General features: G+C 60.5%; 22 protein-coding genes. 6 read left to right on the top strand and 16 right to left on the bottom strand.

Annotated features, from left to right (window positions below):
- Positions 1 to 82: 82 nt before the first annotated feature.
- From ftsA to MK6180000_RS03940, 9 genes are all read right to left on the bottom strand, one after another.
- Positions 83 to 1,414 carry a cell division protein FtsA gene (ftsA, locus tag MK6180000_RS03980; RefSeq protein WP_138933557.1) on the bottom strand — a complete coding sequence of 444 codons (1,332 nt, stop codon included), beginning with the start codon at positions 1,412 to 1,414 and terminating at the stop codon, positions 83 to 85.
- Positions 1,411 to 2,307 (bottom strand): cell division protein FtsQ/DivIB, encoded by an 897-nt coding sequence (locus MK6180000_RS03975; protein ID WP_138933556.1) that lies wholly within the window; start codon positions 2,305 to 2,307, stop codon positions 1,411 to 1,413. Before MK6180000_RS03975 ends, ftsA begins: the two co-directional genes overlap by 4 nt.
- Positions 2,295 to 3,215 carry a D-alanine--D-alanine ligase gene (locus tag MK6180000_RS03970; RefSeq protein WP_138933555.1) on the bottom strand — a complete coding sequence of 307 codons (921 nt, stop codon included), beginning with the start codon at positions 3,213 to 3,215 and terminating at the stop codon, positions 2,295 to 2,297. Before MK6180000_RS03970 ends, MK6180000_RS03975 begins: the two co-directional genes overlap by 13 nt.
- A 98-nt stretch (positions 3,216 to 3,313) precedes the next feature.
- Complete coding sequence (gene murB, locus MK6180000_RS03965; protein WP_138933554.1) at positions 3,314 to 4,240, bottom strand: UDP-N-acetylmuramate dehydrogenase; 927 nt, start codon at positions 4,238 to 4,240, stop codon at positions 3,314 to 3,316.
- The gene (locus tag MK6180000_RS03960) at positions 4,237 to 4,515 is read right to left on the bottom strand and encodes a hypothetical protein (RefSeq protein WP_138933553.1); all 279 of its coding nucleotides are present in this window, start codon (positions 4,513 to 4,515) and stop codon (positions 4,237 to 4,239) included. Before MK6180000_RS03960 ends, murB begins: the two co-directional genes overlap by 4 nt.
- An 18-nt stretch (positions 4,516 to 4,533) precedes the next feature.
- On the bottom strand, positions 4,534 to 4,803 hold the full coding sequence (locus MK6180000_RS03955; protein WP_138933552.1) for a DUF2484 family protein: 270 nt from the start codon (positions 4,801 to 4,803) through the stop codon (positions 4,534 to 4,536).
- Positions 4,804 to 4,805: 2 nt separating this feature from the next.
- On the bottom strand, positions 4,806 to 6,221 hold the full coding sequence (gene murC / locus MK6180000_RS03950; RefSeq protein ID WP_138933551.1) for a UDP-N-acetylmuramate--L-alanine ligase: 1,416 nt from the start codon (positions 6,219 to 6,221) through the stop codon (positions 4,806 to 4,808).
- Positions 6,222 to 7,331 carry a UDP-N-acetylglucosamine--N-acetylmuramyl-(pentapeptide) pyrophosphoryl-undecaprenol N-acetylglucosamine transferase gene (locus MK6180000_RS03945; protein ID WP_138933550.1) on the bottom strand — a complete coding sequence of 370 codons (1,110 nt, stop codon included), beginning with the start codon at positions 7,329 to 7,331 and terminating at the stop codon, positions 6,222 to 6,224.
- Complete coding sequence (locus MK6180000_RS03940) at positions 7,328 to 8,494, bottom strand: peptidoglycan glycosyltransferase FtsW (RefSeq protein WP_138936328.1); 1,167 nt, start codon at positions 8,492 to 8,494, stop codon at positions 7,328 to 7,330. Before MK6180000_RS03940 ends, MK6180000_RS03945 begins: the two co-directional genes overlap by 4 nt.
- 134 nt (positions 8,495 to 8,628) lie before the next feature.
- On the opposite strand from MK6180000_RS03940, the gene MK6180000_RS03935 reads away from it, so the two are divergent.
- A complete protein-coding gene (locus MK6180000_RS03935; RefSeq protein ID WP_138933549.1) occupies positions 8,629 to 9,825 on the top strand; it encodes a BaiN/RdsA family NAD(P)/FAD-dependent oxidoreductase in 1,197 nt (398 codons plus the stop codon).
- A gap of 15 nt (positions 9,826 to 9,840) precedes the next feature.
- On the opposite strand, the gene map is transcribed toward MK6180000_RS03935, so the two are convergent.
- The 4 genes from map to MK6180000_RS03915 all read right to left on the bottom strand — a co-directional run bounded on the left by map (position 9,841) and on the right by MK6180000_RS03915 (position 13,187).
- Positions 9,841 to 10,707 (bottom strand): type I methionyl aminopeptidase, encoded by an 867-nt coding sequence (gene map, locus MK6180000_RS03930; RefSeq protein ID WP_138933548.1) that lies wholly within the window; start codon positions 10,705 to 10,707, stop codon positions 9,841 to 9,843.
- Positions 10,708 to 10,783: 76 nt separating this feature from the next.
- A complete protein-coding gene (locus MK6180000_RS03925) occupies positions 10,784 to 11,728 on the bottom strand; it encodes an OmpA family protein (protein ID WP_138933547.1) in 945 nt (314 codons plus the stop codon).
- Entirely contained in the window at positions 11,728 to 12,471 is a 744-nt protein-coding gene (locus tag MK6180000_RS03920) for a GNAT family N-acetyltransferase (RefSeq protein WP_138933546.1), read from the bottom strand. The genes MK6180000_RS03925 and MK6180000_RS03920 overlap by 1 nt, the downstream gene beginning before the upstream one ends.
- Entirely contained in the window at positions 12,468 to 13,187 is a 720-nt protein-coding gene (locus MK6180000_RS03915; RefSeq protein ID WP_138933545.1) for a competence/damage-inducible protein A, read from the bottom strand. Before MK6180000_RS03915 ends, MK6180000_RS03920 begins: the two co-directional genes overlap by 4 nt.
- Positions 13,188 to 13,272: 85 nt before the next feature.
- Here MK6180000_RS03915 and sfsA point away from each other — a divergent pair, with 85 nt between their 5' ends.
- From sfsA to MK6180000_RS20990, 5 genes are all read left to right on the top strand, one after another.
- Positions 13,273 to 13,974 (top strand): DNA/RNA nuclease SfsA, encoded by a 702-nt coding sequence (gene sfsA, locus MK6180000_RS03910; RefSeq protein ID WP_138933544.1) that lies wholly within the window; start codon positions 13,273 to 13,275, stop codon positions 13,972 to 13,974.
- A gap of 231 nt (positions 13,975 to 14,205) precedes the next feature.
- Positions 14,206 to 16,986, top strand: a complete 2,781-nt coding sequence (locus MK6180000_RS03905) for a Hint domain-containing protein (RefSeq protein WP_138933543.1) — start codon at positions 14,206 to 14,208, stop codon at positions 16,984 to 16,986.
- A 124-nt stretch (positions 16,987 to 17,110) separates the two neighbouring features.
- Positions 17,111 to 17,371 carry a helix-turn-helix domain-containing protein gene (locus MK6180000_RS03900; protein WP_138933542.1) on the top strand — a complete coding sequence of 87 codons (261 nt, stop codon included), beginning with the start codon at positions 17,111 to 17,113 and terminating at the stop codon, positions 17,369 to 17,371.
- 78 nt (positions 17,372 to 17,449) lie between these two features.
- Positions 17,450 to 19,171, top strand: a complete 1,722-nt coding sequence (locus tag MK6180000_RS03895; protein WP_138933541.1) for a SulP family inorganic anion transporter — start codon at positions 17,450 to 17,452, stop codon at positions 19,169 to 19,171.
- The gene (locus MK6180000_RS20990) at positions 19,171 to 19,413 is read left to right on the top strand and encodes an ArsR family transcriptional regulator (protein ID WP_138933540.1); all 243 of its coding nucleotides are present in this window, start codon (positions 19,171 to 19,173) and stop codon (positions 19,411 to 19,413) included. The genes MK6180000_RS03895 and MK6180000_RS20990 overlap by 1 nt, the downstream gene beginning before the upstream one ends.
- A gap of 28 nt (positions 19,414 to 19,441) precedes the next feature.
- On the opposite strand, the gene MK6180000_RS03885 is transcribed toward MK6180000_RS20990, so the two are convergent.
- From MK6180000_RS03885 to MK6180000_RS03875, 3 genes are read right to left on the bottom strand one after another with little or no spacing between them, the layout of a single operon-like run.
- Positions 19,442 to 20,134 carry an ATP-binding cassette domain-containing protein gene (locus MK6180000_RS03885; protein ID WP_138933539.1) on the bottom strand — a complete coding sequence of 231 codons (693 nt, stop codon included), beginning with the start codon at positions 20,132 to 20,134 and terminating at the stop codon, positions 19,442 to 19,444.
- Complete coding sequence (locus tag MK6180000_RS03880) at positions 20,134 to 21,309, bottom strand: FtsX-like permease family protein (RefSeq protein ID WP_138933538.1); 1,176 nt, start codon at positions 21,307 to 21,309, stop codon at positions 20,134 to 20,136. The genes MK6180000_RS03885 and MK6180000_RS03880 overlap by 1 nt, the downstream gene beginning before the upstream one ends.
- Entirely contained in the window at positions 21,306 to 22,529 is a 1,224-nt protein-coding gene (locus tag MK6180000_RS03875) for an HlyD family efflux transporter periplasmic adaptor subunit (RefSeq protein ID WP_138933537.1), read from the bottom strand. Before MK6180000_RS03875 ends, MK6180000_RS03880 begins: the two co-directional genes overlap by 4 nt.
- Positions 22,530 to 22,778 lie beyond the last annotated feature (249 nt).

Here is a 22,778-nt window from a genome sequence, read left to right as displayed (position 1 = left end):
AAAAAACGCAATTCAAGCACCAAATATAGTCACTTTCTTACGTCTTTTCGCGGTATTTCGCCTATAGCACCGTATATTGCGGTCACCAGTTGTCCTTAAACCATTTAACCGCACGTTTCAGCGACCGCTGTGGATAGCGATCAACTGGCAATTCAAAGTCCCACCATTCGTCCTGCGGGCTCGCCGCAAAGAGGCACATGCCCACAGCTGACGCAAACCCGGCGCCCGTCGCGGCCTGCGGCAAACCGTGCACGCGCAAGGGTCGCCCAAGGCGGACTTGCTGTCCAAGAATGCGGCTGGCCAGCCCGTCGAGGCCGGGGATTTGGCTGCCTCCGCCGGTCAGGACAATCTGCTGGCTGGGCAGGCTGTCAAAGCCGGCGGCGTCAAGGCGTGCGCGCACTTCTTCGAGAATTTCCTCAACGCGGGGGCGCATGATGCCAATCAGCTCCGCCCGGCTGACGCTGCGGCGATCGTGATCCCAGTCGCCTGTATCGCCGCGGATCTCAATCATCTCGCGGTCGTCCATGCCGGTGGCAACAACGCCGCCGTAGAAAGTCTTGATCCGCTCGGCCGTGGCCGTAGGGATCGACAAGCCCATTGAGATGTCACTTGTCACATGCTCGCCGCCCATTCGGACGCTATCGCAATAGATCATGTGCTTTTTGATAAAGATCGAGATACCGGCGCTGCCGCCACCCAGATCGATGCAGGCAGCGCCCAGTTCCTGTTCGTCCTCGACCAGCGCAGAGATACCGCTGACATAGGATGAGCTGGCGACACCGGCCAATTCCAGATCGCAACGCTTGACGCAATGGGCAAGGTTCTGGATCGCGGCGGCATCGACCGTCAGCATATGCATATCAGTGCTCAGCGAATTGCCCATCTGCCCGCGCGGATCAATCAGCCCCGAGCGGTGGTCGAGCGCAAAGTTTACCGGCTGCGCGTGCAGCACTTCGCGGCCATCGCCAAAATCGGGCACCTCGCACGATGACAGCACGCGGCTGACGTCCTGCTCGCTGACCATGTGATCCTCCAGCTCGACCTGCCCGGCCAAGCCATAGCTGCGCGGGGACGCGCCCGAGAAACAGGCAATGACGTGATCAACGCGCATGTTTGCCATCTTTTGCGCCGCCTGAACAGAAGTCCGGATTGCGCGCTCCGTCTCGGCCATGGCGTCGATCTCGCCAAAGCGCACCCCGCGCGAGCGGGTAGTGGCCGCGCCGATCACGCGAAAACCCGCCTGCCCCGCCATCGCACCAAAGCTATCATCTTTGCGTGCGCCCGTGCCGTCGAACCGCAGCACAAGGCAGGCAATCTTGGACGTGCCCACATCCAGCACGGCAACGACGCCCCGCTGCATCGCGGCGCGGCGCATGTTGCGCATTGCGCGCTGGGATTCATATAGTTCGATCATTGTGCGCCTGTCCCTGCCACCAAATTCTTTGCCCGCCACCATTCGTCGTTGGCGCGCTCTTTCATTCTTATCGTCGGCCTATCGGCCAGCCGCATATCGACCACGGCGATGTCGCGCTCCAGCATGTCCTGCGCCTCGCCCAGCACGATCACTCGCTCTAGTGCGCGCACCGGATCGGCCACTGGCAGCATGATGCGCTGGCCGCGATCCAGCACCACGTCCCAGCGCCGCGCGCCCATCCGCACGAAACCGCGCAGGCGCCCCGACAGCGGTGCAGCGGCGGCGCGGATTGCCAGCGCCTCGGTCACGGCGCCCTCGGCGCCCTGTCCAGTCAGTACAGGCAGGCTTGGGTATTCGCCGCGATGTGCGGCAGCGTCTAGTGCGACACCGGCCTCATCCACCACGATCAGGCCGCCCGGAACACGGATCAGCGCGGCGGGCGTCCGCTCGGCGATGCGGATTTCCAGAACTCCGCCTTGGCGCACGCGCACGGCGGCCCCGGCAACGGCTGGCAATTCCTCAACCGCGGCGCGCACGGCATCCAGATCCATATCAAACGAGCTGGCAGGAAGCGTGTATGCAAAGCTATCGCGCACTTCTTCGGCCACGCGGTCGCTTGCGCCCTCGACGGACATCAGCTTGACCATGAATTCGGGGCGCGTCTGGATCTGGTGGCGAATATCGGCAACAGCCAGCGTTATGCGCTGCTGCACCGCAGGATCGGACAAATACCATACCCCGACACCAAAGCTGAGGCAGAACGGAATGCCAAAGCGCAGCATCCGGCGGTACATTGGCGTTAGCAAAACACGCTGCATCCGGTAGGACCAACGCGACGGCGCGGGATCGTTCCGGGTTGCTGGCTGTCGATTGCGTGTGCCTATCTGTCCCATGATGCGTCCTCGACCATCCAGCGGCATAGCGCGCCAAAGCTCATGCCAACGGCCTGCGCCTGTTCAGGGCTCAGCGATGTGGGTGTCATTCCGGGCTGCGTGTTCGTCTCAAGCAGGATCAGACCCGCAAGCCCCTGCGCCTCGTCCCAGCGAAAATCAGTGCGGCTGACGCCCCGGCACCCAAGAGCGCGGTGCGCGCGCAGGGCATAATCCATGCAGGCATCAAAGATATCCTGCGGTATGTCAGCGGGTACGATGTGACGCGATCCGCCGACCTCGTATTTGGCCGCGTAGTCGTACCACCCATCGGTCACAATGTCGGTTACCGTCAGCGCGCGGTCCCCAACCACAGTCGCCGTCAGTTCGCGGCCCGGCGCATAGGCCTCGACCATGACACGATCTGGCATGTCATCTGCTAGCTGCGCAGGGCCGTTTGCATCCTCGTGCACGATGTAGATCCCGACGGAGGAGCCCTCGTTGTAGGGCTTTACCACATAGGGCGGTTGCATAGGGTGGGCGGCGCAGACATCCGATTTATTGGCGATAATACTGGGCATGACAGGCAGGCCAGCGGCGCGATAGGCGGTTTTGGTCGCCTCTTTGTCCATGGTCAGTGCTGACGCCAAGACGCCCGAATGGGTGTAGGGAATGCGCAGCCACTCCAGCATGCCCTGAACGCAACCATCCTCGCCCCAGCGGCCGTGAAGCGCATTAAAGACGACATCGGGTGCAATTTCGGACAGCTTTTGAGCGAGGTCCGCACCTGCGTCCACCTCGACTACCTCGTAGCCTTCATCCCTCAGCGCGGCGGCGCATTCACGCCCGCTTGATAGGGACACGTCGCGCTCTGCCGACGGGCCGCCCATGATTACCGCAACTTTGGGGTTTGTTCTGCTCGAACGAACCACCGATCTGCCTCAAGTCCCGGGCCGTTATCGGCCCTGTTTTTATTGGTATCGAGCCGTTGTCGGCCCTGTTCTTATTGGTGTTGGATGTAGCATCCAAATCACGGGGCCGGATCACCGACCCTCATAATTTCCCACTCTAACTCTATTGCGCTGGTTTGAAAAACCTTTTTTCTGACATCTTCGCCCAAGCCCTCCAAATCAGCCGCTGTCGCGCCGCCTGTATTGACCAAAAAATTTGGGTGTTTAGGGCTCATTTGCGCGCCGCCGCGCTGTGCGCCGCGCATACCTGCATCCTCAATGACCTTCCACGCCTTTAGCTCGTGGGTGTCGTCCGCCGCGCCGGTGCTGCTGAAACCGGCGGGATTGCGGAATGTGCTGCCAGCGGTACGGTCCTTGGTTGGCTGCGTCTCGTCGCGTTTTTTCAGCTGCGCATCCATTCGCGCAGTCAACGCATCTAGATCGCCCCGCACCCCCTCAAACGTGGCCTCAACCAATACCCAGCCCTCAGGCAGGTCGGTCTGGCGATAGCGAAAGTTCAGATCATCTGCGGTCAGCATCACAGTCTGGCCCGTCCGCGTCACGGCGCGTGCAGAGACGAACACATCCGCCGTGTAGCTACCGTAGCAACCCGCATTCATCCGAACCGCGCCGCCAATGGCGCCCGGAATAGTGCGCAGGAATGTCAGGTCGACGCCTGCCTCTGCCGCCCGCTTTGCAACATGGGCATCCAGCGCGGCCGCGCCGGCGGTAACGCGGGTGCCTGTCGTCGCAATTGCATTAAACCCCCGCCCGAGGCGGATGACCACGGCACGCAATCCGCCGTCCCGCACGATCAGGTTGCTGCCGACACCCATGGGAAAGACCGCGATCCCTGGGTCAAGCGCGGCCAGAAACTCTGCCAGATCGGCCTCGTCCGCAGGCTGAAACAGCCAATCAGCAGGCCCGCCCACGCGCAGCCAAGTCAGATCCGCTAGCGCGCGCTGCGGCGTCAACCGTCCGCGCGGGGTGGGTACGAGGGCGGTCATCTGCGCATGGCTCGCAGTGCTAGTCCGACGATCAGCCCCGACAGGCCGCCCATCAGCCAGACAGGCAGGATCAGGCCGGTAAAGACTGCCAAACGCGGCGCCGCCTGCACGACATAAGCGCCCCAGCCCAGCGCCATCACGGCGGCGCCGCAAATACCCCAGCCGATCAACGCGGCATGGACGCTGCGCCGCGCCGCCAAGCGATAAAAGACGCCAGCCCCGATGCAGAACGCCGCAATCATAAAAAGCGTCAGAAGAGGCGGAAGCCCGGTCATCGCGATCCATCCATTAGATCAATCCTCGGCCAGCCCCGGCCCGCTTGCCGCGCTTCGGCGCATCCAGCGCCACAGATACACGACAGGCCAGCGCAGGATAGAAATCGCGGCCAACAGGCACAAAAAGCCCATCAGCGGCCCTGTCTGGTAGGTCACGTATCCAAGGATTGGGATGCCCACGCCAATAAGGACATAGGCCGCGCGCCAATGTTTATCCCGGCTAGGCGTCATCGCCAAAACATTCGCTCCCAGTGCCCAAAGACAGGCCAATATCAGCGATAAGGGCATGGCTATCCTTCCTGCAATTGCGGGGTTTTTAATGTATCTGGCAGGCGATTAGCCCAGCCACTGATCGTACCGGCACCGAGGCAGACCACCATGTCGCCGGGGCGCGCATGGGTGCGCACCAGATCCGCCAGCCCCGCCTCGCCGTCGATGGCGTGCGCGTCACGATGTCCGTGATCTCTTAGGCCCGCCACCAGATCGTCGCGACTGGCGCCTGCGATCGGCTCCTCGCCCGCAGCGTAGACGGGGGCAATTGCCACGACATCGGCCTCGTTAAAACACGCGCAGAATTCTTCGAAATGATGGCTGAGGCGGGTGTAGCGATGCGGCTGATGCACGGCGATGACGCGCCCTTCGGTGGCGTGGCGCGCGGCCTTTAAGACAGCGAGAATTTCGGTCGGATGGTGGCCGTAATCGTCAATGATGGTCACACCGTCCACCTCACCCACGCGGGTAAAGCGGCGATTGACGCCGCCAAAGGCAGCAAGCGCTTCGCGGATTTCGGATGTCTTCATGCCCAGGTGCCGCGCAACGGCCACGGCGCTGAGCGCGTTCGATACGTTGTGATCGCCGGGCATCGGCAGGGTGCAGCCCTCAATCACCTTGCCCTCAGATTGCAGCGCAATATCGAAATGCGCGATCCCCTTGGCATATCGCAGGTTCAGAGCGCGCACATCGGCCTGCGCGTTGAACCCGTAGGTGATGACGCGCCGGTCGGTAATCTTGCCCACCAACGTCTGAACATCCGCATCATCGGTGCAGCAAACGGCCAGCCCGTAGAACGGAATGTTGCTGACAAAATCCTCAAAGCCTTTGTGCAGTGCGGCCTCGGTCCCCCAATGCTCCATATGCTCGGGGTCGATGTTGGTGACGATGGCGATCGTCGCGGGCAGGCGATTGAAGGTGCCGTCGCTCTCGTCTGCCTCGACGACCATCCATTCACCCCCGCCAACGCGGGCGTTGCTGCCGTAGGCGTGGATGATGCCGCCGTTTACGACCGTGGGATCGAACTGGCCATGAACCAGCAGGGCCGCGACCATGGTTGTGGTCGTCGTTTTGCCATGCGTTCCGGCGACTGCGATATTGGATTTCAGGCGCATCAGCTCGGCCAGCATCTCGGCGCGGCGCACGACGGGCAGGCCGCGTTTGCGGGCCTCGTCCAGTTCAGGATTGCCGGGCTTGATCGCCGAAGAAATGACAACCACCTCCGCATTCGCCAGATTTTCAGCGCGCTGCCCCTCAAAAATGAGCGCGCCGTTGTCGGCCAGCCTATCGGTCAACGGGCTGGTCTTGAGGTCAGAGCCCTGCACCGTATAACCGTGATTTAGCAGCACCTCGGCGATGCCGGACATGCCGATACCGCCGATACCGACGAAATGAATAGGGCCGACATCGCCGGGAAGTTTGGTGGCTGCGTTCATCTAGGCGGTGCCTTTCTGCGCGATGAATTGGACAAGGTTTGCCAGATCCTGTGTGGCATCGGGCATGGCGCAGCTTAGCGCCGCGCGCGACATCTGGCTGGCGCCTTGTGGATTGGTCATGATCGTCTCGATCTGTTCGGACAGGGCGGTGTGGTTCAGCCTGCTTTCAGGCACGAGGATCGAGGCGCCCGCGCCCTTCAGCGCCTGCGCGTTCGCAGTCTGATGATCACCTGTCGCCGCCGCATAGGGGATCAGGATCGAGGGCCGCCCGATCACAGATATATCGGCGATGGAGGAGGCACCGGCGCGGCTGATGATCAGCTGTGCCTCGCTCATCCTTGTCGGCACATCGCCGAAGAATTCCTGCACATCGGCATCGATGCCCTCCTCCGCGTAATATGCGGCGACGCGGTTCAGATCCTCGCCGCGCGCCTGATGGGCGACGCGAATGTTGCGCAGCACGTCCATCGGCAGGCTGGCAATGGCGGGCGGGACCACGTCGCTCAGGATGCGCGCACCCTGACTGCCGCCGATGACGAGGATCGACATGGGATAATCGCCGGGCGGGATGTATCCGGCGCCTGCCCGCTCGGCCACTGCGGCGCGCACGGGATTGCCTACGTGATACCCTTCAATGCCCTCAGGCAGGTCGGTGGGCCATGTGCCACATGCGACGGCATTGACGCGTTTGGCAAAGAACCTGTTCACCCGACCCAGCACGCCGTTCTGCTCGTGCACCGCGCGCGGCAGGCGCAGGATCCATGCCGCTGTCAGTGACGGAATGGTGGGATAGCCGCCAAAGCCGATTACGACATCGGGCCGGTCGCGCCACATCCGCCATGTCGCGGCCAGCGTGCCGCTAAAGATACGAAAGGGCGCCAGCATCTTAGCCGCCACACCACCGCGCGAAAAACTGGCGCTGGCAATTTGCTCGACCTCGGTTGTGTGGGGAAAGCCGCCAGTGTAGCGCGCGCCGCGGGCATCTGTGCACAGCTTCACCCGCCATCCGGCGCGCAGCATATGCTCGGCCAGTGACTGCGCGGGAAACATATGGCCGCCGGTACCGCCAGCGGCCATCACGATCAGCGGCTGTTTGCGACCGTCGCTCATCTCGCGCGCCCCCTCAGCAGATCTCCGATCTCGCCCTGCGGACGCGAGCGGGTGAACGCAAAGAGCATACCCACCGCAATACCGCCCGCAATCAATGATGAGCCGCCGTAGCTAACAAAAGGCAGCGTCATGCCCTTGGCGGGCAGCAGGCGCACCGCGACGCCCATGTTAATCATAGCCTGCACACCAAAAATGCAGGCAAGGCCGGTGCCCGCGAGGCGAATAAATGGATCACGCTCGCGCATCAGCCGCATCAGAGAGCGGACGACAACAGTCGCATAAAGAGCAATGATGCACATGACCAGAACCAGTCCATACTCCTCGGCAGCCACTGCGATAATAAAATCTGTATGCGCGTCGGGCAACGACCATTTCACAGTCCCCTCGCCCACGCCGACACCGAAAAATCCGCCCTCCTGAATGGCGTTAGTGGCAAAGCCGAGCTGCGTGGTCGGGTCCACGTCAGGCGACCAAAAGCCGTCGATGCGGCGGGCGAAATGCTCGGAATTAGAATAGGCGAACGAGCCGACTAATACGACCATCCCCGCCATCAGCCCCAGCAGCAATATAGGCGCACCTGCGACGAAATACATCACGCCCCACGCGAACAGCACCAGCGCCGCCTGACCGAAATCAGGCTGCATCGCAAGGAATGCAACGATGATCAGCGTCAAAAAGAACGACCAACTCAGGCCGGGGGGCCCGCCGATCTCGCGGCTGGCGGCCATCAGCCATGCGGCGGCGACAACAAAGCCCGGCTTCAGAAACTCAGAGGGCTGGATTGAGGCAAAGCCGAGCGAATACCAGCGCACCGCCCCTTTGCCAAAATCAGTGCCCAGAAATGGCAGCATCATCAGCGCGATCAGCGCGACCAAAAACCCAAGGATAGCCAGACGCCGTACCAGCATTGGCCCCATCATTGACGTGACCAGCATGGCAATCATCGCCATCCCGCCAAAGAACATTTGCCTTTGTACATAATAGAACGGCGCAAACCCGTTCTTTTCGGCCAAGGGCGGCGACGCCGCAAAGCCAAGCAACAGGCCGACGCCAAAGAGCATCAGCACACAAGAAATCGACCACTTGTCGATTGTCCGCCACCATTTAGGAAGGACCGGTTCGACATCCCGCACGGGTGCCGATCCATAGACCATTTCTGTCATTTGAACCGCCGCTTCTGCCTCGAACATCGCCCCTTTTCGGGGTCTATCACATAACTGTAGCAGCCAAAGCGACCGGAGGGAAGCGCGCAGACGCACCGCTTGACCGCGCGGCTGCCTTCGGGCAGTCCGGCAGCATGCAGATTGACACGCTGATATTGGGCGCCGGTGCCGCCGGCATGATGTGCGCGGCGCACTGCGCGGGGCGGACATTGGTCATTGATCACGCGCGCGCGCCGGGCGAAAAAATCCGCATTTCTGGCGGGGGGCGCTGTAATTTCACTAATTTGCACACCGCGCCCGAGAATTTTCTGTCGGCCAACCCGCATTTTTGCAAATCGGCACTGGGTCGCTATACTCAATGGGACTTCATCGAACTCGTTGGCACCCACGGTATCGCGTGGCATGAGAAAACGCTCGGCCAGCTTTTTTGCGACAATTCGGCCAAGGATATCGTCGCCATGCTGCGCGCCGAGATGACGCGCGCCGGCGCGGAGTTATGGTTGCAAACCTCGCTAGCAGAGCTCAGCCACGACGGTGCCGCCTTTCGCGCCGAGATTGAGCGCGAGGGAAAGCGCCACACCGTCACCGCCCGCAATATCGTGCTGGCAACCGGCGGCAAGTCGATCCCTAAAATGGGTGCGACCGGCCTTGCCTACGATATTGCGCGTCAGTTTGGACTGGATGTCACCGAAACGCGCGCGGGCCTTGTGCCGTTTACCTTTCCGGATGGGCGATTTGCCGATCTGGCAGGCACCGCCCTGCCCGTTCGGGCATCGACAGGCGGCACATCGTTCGATGAGGCAATGTTGTTCACCCATCGCGGCCTGTCGGGCCCCGCGATGCTGCAAGTGTCGTCCTATTGGCAGGAGGGCACGCCGGTTACCATCGACCTCGACCCATCCGGTACCCTTCTGGAGACGCTGCGCACCCAGCGCAGCCAGAAGGGGCGCCACAACTTGACAACCGAGTTGTCGCGCCACCTGCCCGCCCGCCTGATCGCAGCGCTGCCGCAGCAGTTGGGCGCCGCCACGGCGGGCAACCTCGCCGATCAAAGCGACGCAGCGTTGAGCAACCTTTGCGAAAAGTTGCGCCACTGGCACCTGACCCCCGGCGGCACCGAAGGGTACCGTACCGCTGAGGTTACCATGGGCGGCATCGACACAGGGGGCATCGCATCCAAAACAATGGAGGCGCGCACGCAGCCCGGCCTTTATGTCATAGGTGAAGCGATGGACGTAACCGGCTGGTTAGGCGGCTATAATTTCCAGTGGGCATGGGCCTCTGGCGTGGCCGCAGGGCGGGCCATCACAGCGCGCAACGCTGGCCGTTAGCGCGCCCCGGCCTTATCAGCCCGATGTCGGATGAAACAGCCCGCCGGGCGACAGGGTGAAGATCTCGGCCCCGTCCGCCGTCACGCCGATTGAGTGCTCGAACTGCGCCGATAGCGATTTGTCGACCGTCACAGCGGTCCAGTCGTCAGCCAGCACCTCGGTGTTGGCGCGGCCCAGATTAATCATCGGCTCGATGGTAAAGAACATGCCTTCTTCCAGCTTTGACCCGGATCCGGGCCGCCCAAAATGCAGCACATTGGGCGGCGAATGAAACACCTGCCCCAGCCCATGGCCGCAAAAATCGCGCACTACGGAGGTCTGATGCGCCTCGGCATAGGCCTGAATGGCGTGGCCGATATCGCCAAAGGTATTGCCGGGGCGCACAGCCTCGATCCCCTTCATCAGGGCGTCATGTGTTACTTGGATCAGCCGCTCGGCGAACGGTTTGGCCTTGCCTGCGACATACATGCGGCTGGTGTCGCCGAACCAGCCGTCGACGATCACGGTGACGTCGATGTTCAGGATATCGCCATCCTTCAGCGTGTCATCCTTGCGCCGCTTTTCCAGATCACGGCTGACGGTGTTCAGCTTGGGGATCGGACTGCCGGGAATTCCGTGGCAAACAACGTGATTTACGCTAATGCAACTGGCGTGTTGGTAGCCTTTGTAGCCGATTGTGGCCGAGGTCGCGCCAGCGTCAGCCACCATGCCCTCGATCATCGCATCCAGCGCGCCGGTTGTCTGGCCCACCGCGACGTGCGGCGCGATATCGTCCAAAATCCGCGCCGCCAGTGCGCCGGCCTTGTGCATACCCGCAAAATCAGCCGCCTCGTGGATGCGGATGCCGTCGCGTGTGGTGCGTCCGCTATGGTGGTGTTGCATATCGAGGCCTCATAGTTTGCGAATTTCGGCCTTACTTAATGTGCCAGAGGCCAAAGGGCCAGAGGCAGCGCGGTGTTCAATCTCCGCTTAGCAGCACAGCCTCGACGCGGCGGTTGGTCTCGCGGCCGGCGCGCCCTGTGTTGGACGCGCGGGGGGCCAGATAGGCGATGCCTTCGGCCTCCATCTGGGCGGCGGGGACGCCGTATTCCTTGGCCAAACGCTCCATTACTGCGCGGGCGCGGCGGCGTGACAGGGCGAGGTTGCCGTCATAGTCGCCGACGGTATCAGTATGGCCAACCAGCGCGATGCGCCGAGTTGGATCCGCCTTCAGATATTCCGCAAGCGCAGCAAGGGAGGCGAACGGGCCCGCGCCGAGCGCCGCCGCGCCCGTGCCGAAATCCAGATCCGCCAAAACCGCGCGCCCGCCCGCCTTCAGCGATGCGATTGAGACATCCGCACCGCCGACATTCGGCTGCGCCAAGACCGCAGGTTTGCCCACCGCCGGCGGTACCGCCCCTGCAGGGCCCGGAACGATCTGCGTTATCTGTAGATAGATCGCCGCCCCAGACCGGCTGACCAGCAAGGTGATGTGGCTTGCATCCGCGCCCTCACCCAGTCCGGCCGCCAAAAAGCGGTAGTCGAACAGATCCACAAACATTTCGGGCGGCGGCAGCACCGGAATCGCAAACCGAAAGTCGAAGCCTCCGCATTGCGCATCATCACAGCGAAACATCGTGCCATATCCCGCAGCCACCAACTGCGCCTCAAGCGTATCCATCATCTGTAGCGTGGTGGCGGACGCACCGCCCAGCCGCCACGCTTGCCGCGTGACACCGCCTAGAACCTCGTGCACCGGCACTGCGCCATTCGCCCATGGCCCAATGGGTAGCGCATAACTGCCCGCGTCATCGCGCTGCTCGCGCGCCATTACGGCGCCCGGCGGCAAGGACAGATCGACCGCCGCTGCCAAACTGGGCCAAAGACCAAGCGCCACCAACGGTAGAAACAGGCGCGCGCGCATCATGCATCCCCTTGCGGATGTTGGCGATAATGATAGCGACCGATCATGGTCATCCCCATCCCAGTATAAAGCGCGTTGGCGCCCGTGTTGCCCGCCGTACAAATCACAGCCAGATACCGTGCGCCCTGCCCGCGCGCCCAAATAGCCGCCTCGGCCATCAGGGTTCGCGCAATGCCGCGCCGCCGGTGATCTGGCAGCACCTCCAGCGCGTGCACCATGGCGATGCCCGCATGTATAGCAGCAAATGCCGTGGCCGCTGCGTGCCCTGCGTCGCGGCCAAGCAGCGCGGTCTTGGGGCCGGCCGCGCGCATCATAACTGCAATCCGTTCTGGCCCGATGCCGCCATCTGCCCAGATCTCGCGCTGGATCGCCAACGGCTCCCACAAATGAAAGCTGGCGGTGGGTGCGGGCGGTGCCATGTCCAGCCCCTCCAGCGCAGCGACGTACATGTTGACGGGATCGACGATAGTATAGCCTGCAGCCTCGAGCAGGGCATCAAGCGCCTCGTCACCGCCGCGGATCATAAACCGGGGCACCTCGCCCAGCGCGCGCATCGCAGCCTCTGCTGTGGGCAAATCGCTGGGCTGGGCTGACGCCTCTGCGGTCGCAGCCGACGTCCGTTTGCCCCCGCCGCGCCCGTCGCGCAAGGTCCAAGGACCGGCGCGCGTGCAGGCAAACGCAGGCCACGTAACGCCGACGACATCATAGAGTGCGCGCGCGTCTGGCAGCGGGGTAGCGATCATCCAAACAGGTCCGCCATCTCAGCCTCTGCGGCATCCAGCATGGCGCCATCCTGACCGCGCGCGACGATGTTCGTGCCATAAACCCCATTGCGCTGAAACGGGTAGGACCCGAAGGTGAGTTGCTGAAACCGCGCCGCCAATTCGGCCAAGGGCGCGGCGATGTCGCCCTCGCCCCGCTGAACGTCCATGTTGCGCGACAGTAGCGGCGCGCCGCCCGTAAGCGTAGGAATGACCGAGGCGACCATTGCCTTGAATATGCTGGGCACGCCCGCCATCACATGCACATTCCCTATGATAAATCCGGGCGCGGCGCTGATAGGATTTTCGATCAGGGTCGCCCCCTCGGGGATGCGGGCCATGCGCAGGCGCGCGTCGTTCAACTCGGTCCCAGACTTCTTGTAATGCTCTACAAGAATGGCGCGCGCGTCCTGCCGCACGTCGATGCTGCGTCCCATCGCGCGGGCGACGGCATCTGCGGTGATGTCGTCATGCGTCGGCCCGATCCCGCCTGAGGTAAACACATGATCCCATGTGCCGCTAAGTGCCTGCACAGCCGCGATGATCGCGTCCGCATCATCACTGACCACGCGCCCCTCGCGCAGGTCGATTCCGGCGGCGGTCAGGGCACCTGCCAGATGATGCGTGTTACTGTCATGGGTGCGGCCCGACAGGATTTCGTCTCCGATGACCAGCATCGCGGCGGTTGGGTTTGGCATCTGGCCTCCTTGGCGCGATCTGCGGCGCGGTCTGTCTGAGCTGGCCCGCTTGATCGGGCGTCTCCTTGGGTATAGGGCCCGGCCCATGCGGTTTCAAACCCCCCTTTTGCGCGCCGTGCTGATCCGGCGGTACAAGCGCTTTCTGGCCGACATCCGGCTGGAGGACGGCAGCGAGCGGACCGCGCATTGCGCCAACCCCGGCAAAATGACCGGGCTGGCCGAGCCGGGCACGCCCATTTGGGTGGAGCCTAACGACGATCCGCGCAAGAAGCTGCGCTATGGCTGGCGGTTGGTCGAATTGCCGGGCGGGTATCTCGCCTGTGTCGATACCGGCGCGGCCAACCGGGTGATCGGCGAGGCGCTGAGCGCGGGCGCCATTCCAGACCTCGCGGCCTATAACACGATCCGCCCAGAGCAGCGGTACGGCGAGCGCAGCCGCATCGACTTTCTATTGCAAGAGCCGGGGCTGCCAGATGCCTATGTCGAGGTGAAGTCGGTCACACTTAACCGTCAAACCGGCCTTGCCGAATTTCCGGACACTCCGACCGCGCGCGGCGCGCGTCATCTGGCGGATCTGGCCGATGTCGCGCGCACAGGCAGCCGCGCCGTCCTGTTATACTTGGTTCAACGCAGCGATTGCGGGCGCACAGGCGTTGCCGCCGATATCGACCCGGCCTATGCGGCCGCACTCGTGTCTGCCCGCGCCGCCGGGGTCGAGGTGCTGGCCTATGCCGCACATCTGGACACGACCAGCATTACACTAGGCCCGGCGCTGCCAGTCGCGTAAGCGCCGATCGGGCAGCGCCGGGCAAACGGACACAGGCTAACGTCGACTGGGCGGGCGCGACTACCAACGGTCTATCGACCCCCTGCTGACCCGCCAGAAATTTATACAAATTGGCAAAAAACAAACCGCCCGGAGTGGGTTTGGCAGGGCTGATGATTTACTTTTGAGGCGTAACTTCTGTGCCTAGTTGACTGGCAGATTGGTCAGTATTCACTAACGCAGGATGACCGAATGCCCACACACAATTTTGCTGGCTTTTCGCCATCCGACATCTCCTTTTTGCAAGGCTCGCGGCTGCGCATCGACTCGCTCTACGACGCGGGTGCGGCCCTGAGTTTCGAGATTTTTGACGAAGACCCCCATTGGTCCGGGGCTGCGCATAGCAATCAAGAAACAGATGATCCCACACAGCAGGTGACAACAGTTCGTGACGGCGATGGCAACGTGGTCGCCAGTGGGCAGAGCTATCTGGAAGAAGGCTATACGCTTACCGACGAATATGGATCAACGGTCACGATCTATCAGGTGATGATCGGCGGGACGGTCGTTGGCTATGTCGCTGACGGGCCGCTGCAACCTGGCAATACCTACACCTATTCAACGTCTGATGTTACGCCGTCGAGCCAGCCCGAATACGCAAATCTGGAAAGCCAAAGCTACGATCCTGATCCCGATAATGATATTTTGGGTACGGATGATGATGACAGCCTGCGGGGTTGGAGCGGGAATGACTATATTGACGGCGGCGCCGGAAACGACACGATAGAGGGCGACCAAGGCAACGATACCATCCTCGGTGGCGACGGCGACGACTATATAAGCCTGTGGGGTGGCGCCGATAGCGTCGACGGCGGCGCAGGCAGCGATACTATCCAGCTCCACGACAACTTTGGCAACGATACGATAAGCGGCGGTGAGGACGACGATAGTCTGGATCTGAGCCTGCTTTCGGACCCTGTGACTGTTACCTTTAGCGGGGACGAGGCCGGTACGGTCACCGACGGCACCGACACAATCGGGTTTTCCGAAATCGAGACGATCATCACCACCGACGGGGCGGATTATGTCGATGGGCGGGAAAGCTCGGCCGACGCTACTATTCTTCTTGGCGATGGCAACGACACGGCCTACGGAACGTTCGGCGACGACAGCATTTCCGGCGGGGATGGTGACGATTTCATCGACAGTTGGGGTGGCTACGACACGATTGACGGCGGGGCCGGCAACGACACTGTTTTGGGCGGCAGTGAGGACGATCTGGTCATGGGCGGCGACGGCGATGACTCGCTACAAGGCTGGACCGGACGCGATACGCTTCTTGGCGGCGCCGGGAACGACACGCTGGAATCGTGGGAGGGCGACGAGCTACTTGATGGCGGTGACGACGCCGATACCTTTCTTATCACCGAAGGGTCTGGCAACGATACGATCATCGGCGGCGAGGGCGGCACTGACAATGACACCATCGATTTGTCCGGCCTCTCCGGCCCCGTAACCGTCACCTACCACAGCAGCGAATCCGATTCAGGCACAATCACTGACGGCGCCAACACGATAACCTTCTCAGAGATTGAGCATTTGATCCTCACGGATCAGAATGACAGTGTCGACGGCTCAGATACCTACTCAGGCTTACACGGAGACGCGCCTGGGATTAAAGTCGACGCTGGCGGCGGCAACGATACAGTTATCGGCGGGCGCGGCGGCGATACAATCGACGGCGGCGCAGGTCAGGATAAGATTGATGGTGAATACGGCGACGACTACCTGCGGGGGCGCGCGGGCGACGACACGCTAAGGGGCGGCGAAGGCAACGACACTATCCTCGGTGACGACGGCGCAGATTCAATCGAAGGCGGGCTTGAGGCCGACGCCCTGTATGGCGGTGAGGGGGACGATACAATCCACGGCGGTGAGGGCGATGATGCTCTTATCGGGGATCGCGGCGCAGATTTAATATTTGGCGGTCAGGGCGAGGACGACATTGATGGCGGCCTGGGCAACGACACGCTGGAGGGCGGCGAAGGCGACGACACGCTTGATGGTGGGTCCGGTAATGACAGCCTGACAGGTGGTGACGGCAACGACGTCTTTGAGATGTCGGATGGCAACGACACAATCACGGATTTCAACGTAGGCAATTCTGGCACGCTGAATGACGGTGACAGCACAAATAATGACTTCATCGATCTGAGTGGATATTACGACCACATATCTGAACTTCACGCCGATCAGGCCGACGACCAGATCCTAAACCAATCGAACACTACGGATACCAGAGGGCGAAGCACTGATTATTCCGACAACGATCAGTTCGGCAGCCGTTCTATGCGGATGCAGGGCGCGTCTGCCGACAACTCCAGCTTTACTCAGGAAAACACGGGTGTTGTATGCTTCACTTCGGGCACCGCTATTCGCACGCCAACCGGTGACACGTTGATTGATGAACTCGCCGTTGGCGATCTGGTCTGCACCATGGATAACGGCCCTCAACCAATCCGCTGGATCGGCAAACGCAGTTTGAACAGCGCCGAACTTGCCAAGCACCCGCGCCTGCGTCCGATCCTGATCCAGCGCGGCGTCTTGGGCGTTGAGCGGGATCTGTTGGTCTCCCCCCAGCACGGAATGCTGATTGGCCGTGAAACTCAATTGGCTCGGGCCAAGCACTTGGCCGAAACAACGAAGGGTATTCGTATTGCGAACGGTAAAAAAAGGGTGACCTACATCCATGTGATGTTCGACGTTCACCAGATCATCTTTGCAGAGAACGCGCCCTCCGAGAGCTTTTACCCAGGTCCGATGGGGCTCAAGATGATGGATTTAGATGTGCGCGATGAGATATTCGCCCTGTTCCCCGAACTTTCCACAGACCTGACCCGAGACGCAATCAGTTCCATCTACGGACAAACTGCACGGTGCTTTGTGCCCAAGCGCGATATAAAGGACTGTCTCAACTTCGCGGCAAGCCAACTAGCTCACGTCGCTCCGACACCAGCGAGTGCAACTATATAGCCAGTTGTATCGGCAATTTGACACCCGCATCGCAAAAGATAAGGCCCTGCTTATCATTAATCATATTTGACATATCAAACATCACGTTCTAAACAATGATTCTACAACTCAAGATAAGCATAGTATGATTACATCCGCCCAAATGCGTGCCGCGCGTGCACTTCTTAACATCGACCAGAAGACTTTGGCCGGTCTTGCCGGTCTGTCTGTCCCTACAATCCAGCGCATGGAGTCCAGCTCCGGCAATGTTCGCGGAGTGGTGGACAGCCTTACAAAGGTGGTCGAAGCGCTTGATTTTGCGGGGGTGGATTTGATCAGCGACGGCGCAAATAGCCCAGAAGGCGGGCGCGGCGTGCGTTTGAAATCCAAAACCCCGAAGCCCTAAGCAAAGACATCTGCGACGGCGACCGCCGACGATTAGCCGACGATCCCGCCGCCCCCTTGACCAAGGTGCGGCCCAAAAATGAAAACAGCCACAAGCCAAACCGGCGATAAACCAACCTTCGCCGAGCTCTACACACCAAAGCTCGTGACTGTTCTGCGCGAGGGGTATCGTCTGACCCATCTTCGGGCCGATGCTATCGCCGGACTTACGGTCGCCATCGTCGCGCTTCCGCTATCGATGGCGATTGCCATTGCCTCCGGTGCGACGCCAGCGCAGGGGCTTTATACTGCAATCATCGGCGGCTTCTTCGTCTCGTTGCTTGGAGGGTCGCGATTTCAAATCGGCGGTCCTGCTGGTGCTTTCATTGTTCTTGTGGCGGCAACTGTGGCTCTGCACGGCATGGATGGATTGATACTTGCCACATTCCTGTCTGGTCTGATGCTAACAGCGGCCGGTTTTCTGCGCTTGGGTACCTTTATCAAATTCATCCCGTTTCCCGTTACCGTCGGGTTTACGGCCGGCATTGCTGTCATTATTTTTGCAAGCCAAATCAAAGAGCTTTTCGGGCTGTCGATTGATCATGAGCCAGGTGAGTTGATCGAGAAGCTGCCGGTGCTGTGGGCTGCTCGTGACAGTCTTACGCCGTCCGCTATCGGGGTGTCTGTTTCAACCGTCGCAATCATTCTCATGTTGCGCAAGTTTCGACCGCGTTGGCCGGGGATGCTGATCGCAGTCGTTCTCGCTGCGACAGCGACGGCGCTATTGGGTCTGCCAATCCAGACAATCGGAACGAAATTTGGCGGCATTCCGTCAGCTTTGCCGATGCCTAGCCTTCCTGCCTTTTCTATGGACAAAATCACTGCGGTTCTGCCAGCAGCCATCTCATTCACCCTCCTTGGCTCGATCGAGTCGCTGCTTTCGGCTGTCGTGGCAGATGGCATGACAGGGCGCCGACATCGGTCAAATTGCGAACTTGTTGCGCAGGGCGTTGCCAACGTCGGAGCGTCGCTTTTCGGTGGCTTCTGCGTCACTGGCACAATAGCGCGGACCGCTACAAATGTGCGCTCAGGCGCGCATGGACCCGTGGCCGGTATTCTTCATGCGGTGTTCATTCTGCTTTTCATGGTGATCGCGGCACCGCTTGCGGCCTACATTCCGCTTGCGGCACTGGCTGGCGTGCTAGCGATTGTCGCCTGGAATATGATTGAGGGACCAGCCATTGCAATTCTGGTTCGGTCGGGTTGGGGCGAGGCGATCGTATTGGGCGCCACCTTCTTTCTTACGATTTTCCGCGATCTTACCGAAGGCATTACCGTCGGCTTCGCGCTCGGCTCGGTTCTGTTCATTCAGCGCATGAGCCGCACGACGGCGGTCTCAACCCACTCGCCGTTCGTCAGCGTTGATCAGGCGGATGCGTCAAGGACTACGGCGCCTTACGACGAAGAGAGCGTCGCGAACCCTGATATAGTGATATATCGCATCACCGGCGCGCTATTCTTTGGGGCTACGGCCTCCATCGGGTCGGTGCTGGATCGCATACAGGACAACCACAAGGCTCTGATCGTTGACTTCTCGTCGGTCCCGTTTCTCGATTCTACTGGTGCAAACATGATCGAAGGGCTGGCGCACAAGGCTCGCAAGCAGGGCGTCGCGCTTTGGCTGACCGGAGCGAGCCGGGATATTCAGCGCGTTTTCGTCACACATGGTCTAAAGAAGCCTTTTGTAAACTATGCGGCGACATCCGATGATGCACTGGCCGCAATTAACGATGCCCCCCTGCAAAAACCGGAGACTGAGTGATGCCCGATGCACTCAGCAGAAGAAGATCTCGACCAGCGAGCCGGAGTGCAGATGTGCGCAGGCGCTATGTCCTCAAGGCGCTGGAGCGGCCGCGCACGCAATCGGAACTGAGGGATGCCCTCGGCATGAGCAATAGCGGGATCTTGCACCTGTTGCGCCGACTTGAACGTGACGGCCTGGCCAGACCGGCGGAACGTGTCGCTTGGACACGGATTTGGGAAAAAGCGGAGAACCGCCATTGAGGATCACAACCTACGATGGGCGCGCTTTCTACGGCTGGGTATCCCCAATAATGCGGCCTTCTTCCATCGTGATGATCCGGTCTGCTAGCTCTAGAATACGGTTGTCGTGTGTCACCATCACCGTCGTGGTTTTGCGCTGCTCGCCAAGACCCTTCAGCATTGCCACGACGTTCATTCCAGACTCTTTATCGAGCGCTGCAGTCGGCTCATCAGCAAAGACAATCTCGGGGTTTGACACCAATGCGCGGGCGACTGCGACGCGCTGTTTCTGACCGCCAGACAAATTGCAGGGCAAATAATCCATCCGGTCGCCCAGACCGAGAATATCCAGCATGTGGCGGGTGGCCGCCAGCTGAGCCGCAGGACTGCCTGCGCCATGGACTTGCAATCCCATTTGAACATTCTGTGATGCAGTCAGACTTTCATGCAGGTTGTGGGCCTGAAAGATGAACCCTAAGCGCCGCCTGAGCAGCATCAACTGAGCGTCGTCAGATCCATTTAATTCTTGTCCGAGCAATCTTACGCTGCCTTCCTGCACGTCGCGCAAGCATCCCATCAACGTCAAAAGGGTTGTTTTCCCAGACCCCGATGGCCCCATCAAGATTGTCAGGCTCCCGCGGACAATGTTTAGATTAACCTCCCAGATGGCCTGCTTTCTGGCCTCGCCCGCGCCAAAGAAATGGTTCAGGCCCGCCACATTGATCGGATCGCTATCGGGCACTAAAACAAATCCGCTGGATCTGCGCCGGCCAGCCTGCGCGTCGCGATTGCGCCCGAAAGCGTGCAGGCGGTCAATGTCCCCAAGAAGACGAGGATTGCGCGACTGGCGTCCATTGCTACAGGTAAATTCGTCACCGAACTGAGGCCCGCGTACAATCCGAGGGACACGGCAAACCCCGGAATAAATCCGAACACCGCCAGCACAATGGCCTCCTCAAAGACAATACCCAGGAAAAAGGACTGGCCGTACCCCATAGCCTTGAAAGTCGCGTATTCGCGAAGGTGGTCTGCCACGTCTGTCGACAGCACTTGATAAACGATGACGATCCCAACAATGATTCCAATCAAAACGCCAAAGCCAAAGATGATACCTGTCGGGCGCTGCGTCGACATGAACGCCAGATCGGCGCGGGCGGCAGCTTCAATGGTTTTCACCTTCACACTTTGCGATGGAAGGGCCATTTCGATCCGTCCGACGACCCGATCAACAGATATATTGTCGTCGACCTTGATCAAAATATGACTTGGTGTGCCACTTGTCCGCTGCTCGAAAAATCTGAGAAACGTCTGGTCCGACATGACGATTGTGCCATCGGCTAGAAAGCCGCCGCCAACCTCAATCGCCCCAATGGCTGTTATGGTCTGGCCGTTCACTTCAAATGAAAATGGCTGACCCGCGGCCAGACCCTCGAATGCGGATGCGGGCACCCCGCGCGTTTGCGTATCAAGAAGCGCCGTATTCTCGATGTCCAAGCGGCCAAGTGAGGCTGCAATAACTGGCGATGCAAACGTGGGATGGGATGTGTCCATCCCAAATGCCAACAACGAAACAAACGTGCCATCCGCCATGCTAAACGGCAGCGTGCCGACATAAAGCGGGGCCGCCGACGTAACGCCGGGAATTCCCAAAGCCTGAAACATTCGTGTCCGTGCGATGTTGCCGCTATCGGTGAGGGTGTTGCCGTCTGTGGATGAGAGAATGATGTCGGCATTCAACATTGAATAGGGGGCGATCGTGGAGCCGTTCAATGCACCCAAAATCCCCAGTTGCATGAACACCAGAAGGTTCGCAAATGCCACCCCTGCCACAGCGGCAAGCAGCCGCCCTCTATTGTGTGAAAGCTGAAGCCAGCCTATCGGCAATCGCCCGAACAGATAGGCCAACACTCGGCTCATTCTACGCGGCCGGCGTCGATCCGGACCACCACTTCGAGGTTTGTAAATCTTTGCGCGAGCGCCGATGAGGCGGCGTCAAGCGCGACGATCACGTCAACCACACGCGCGTCTGTATTGGCCGCCGGATCACTCGACGTAATGGACTGGCGCCCGATCTGAAGGCCGATAGCCGACACCACACCGGACAAATCCCGGCCCAGCGCCTCAGCGGATACAGTAACCGGATCGCCGATAGAAACGCGGCCTATCAAGGTTTGATAGACCTCAGCTTCGACCGTCATTTGCGTGGTGTCCCCGAGGTCAATTATGCCCGAACTGCTTGGCCTCTCTCCGACGCGGGCATTGATGTTCAAAATCACGCCTGCCTCCGGGGCGCGCACATAAGCACGTTCCAAATCCTGCTCTGCGCGCGCCAAATCAGTCTGGGCGGCCTCCAAGTTGGCCTTTGCCACAGCAATGTCTGCCTGGACGCTTTCCGATCCTGTTTCGTACCGGGACAGTGTCGCTAATCCGCGCTCAACATCGCGGCCTGCCTCAGTGGCGCGGGTTACAATTTGATCGAAGTCGGCACGCGTCACGACGCCGCGCTCAAAAAGCGATGTTGTCCGTTCCAGATCTGACTGGGCTGCGGCCGCTGTTGCCTCTGCACGCTCTAACGTGGCGCGCGCCTCATTCCGGCTGGCCGTTATTGAGGCGCGCGTTTGTGACAGGATTGCCTCCCGAACGGCGATATTCGCACGAGCCGATGCGATGCTGCTTTGGAACTGCGCGAGGTTATCAAGAACTGCCAGCACGTCGCCAGCACCGACTTGGTCGCCCTCGGCTACTTCGATAAGCGCGATCCGGGCGTCCCCCGCACCCGAAGGCGTCGCGACCTGAATAACATCCCCCCGCGGGATGATCCGGCCCAAGGCCACGACGTCACCCTCACTCACAACGGCGATTTCCTCTTGGGATGTCACCTTCTGAATCGCCACGGCGATTGGCGTCTGCGTACCTGCGCCTGGCTCGAGCCCCGTCGCATTGAAAAAGATGCGAAGTCCGGGCGGCTGGAAGTACATTCCGATCACAGCACCGGTGAATAGCGTTATCATAAAAAGCGGTATCAGATAGAGCTTTGACCTACCGGCAGCCGCTCGTGACGCCGCAATATCGGGTGCTCCCAAGCCGTTTTCGGTCAGGGGAAGTGATACATCGCTATTTGATGTCTCGGCACTCATCAGATGCCCTCATTTATCTTTAATATGCTCAAAATTCTTGCAGATCGGGCTGTAGGATCAATGCCAACTTTAAATGACGCGACTGGCATAGCGCAAATACTGCGCCTAGTTGATACCAGCCGCAAGCGCCGGATGTAATGCCCATCTTGCGCATGCTGGCGCCTGTGATGGAGCAACCAAATGCTGAAATGTGGGACGCTCAACGGCTGCACCACACCCGCTCGTGTAACATTGAGCTTGAGCAGCGTT

Origin of the sequence: Roseovarius arcticus, assembly GCF_006125015.1 — a bacterium.
Taxonomy (GTDB): domain Bacteria; phylum Pseudomonadota; class Alphaproteobacteria; order Rhodobacterales; family Rhodobacteraceae; genus Roseovarius; species Roseovarius arcticus.
Note: the sequence above shows the minus strand (reverse complement) of the source record. Positions and strands in the feature narration are given on the sequence as shown.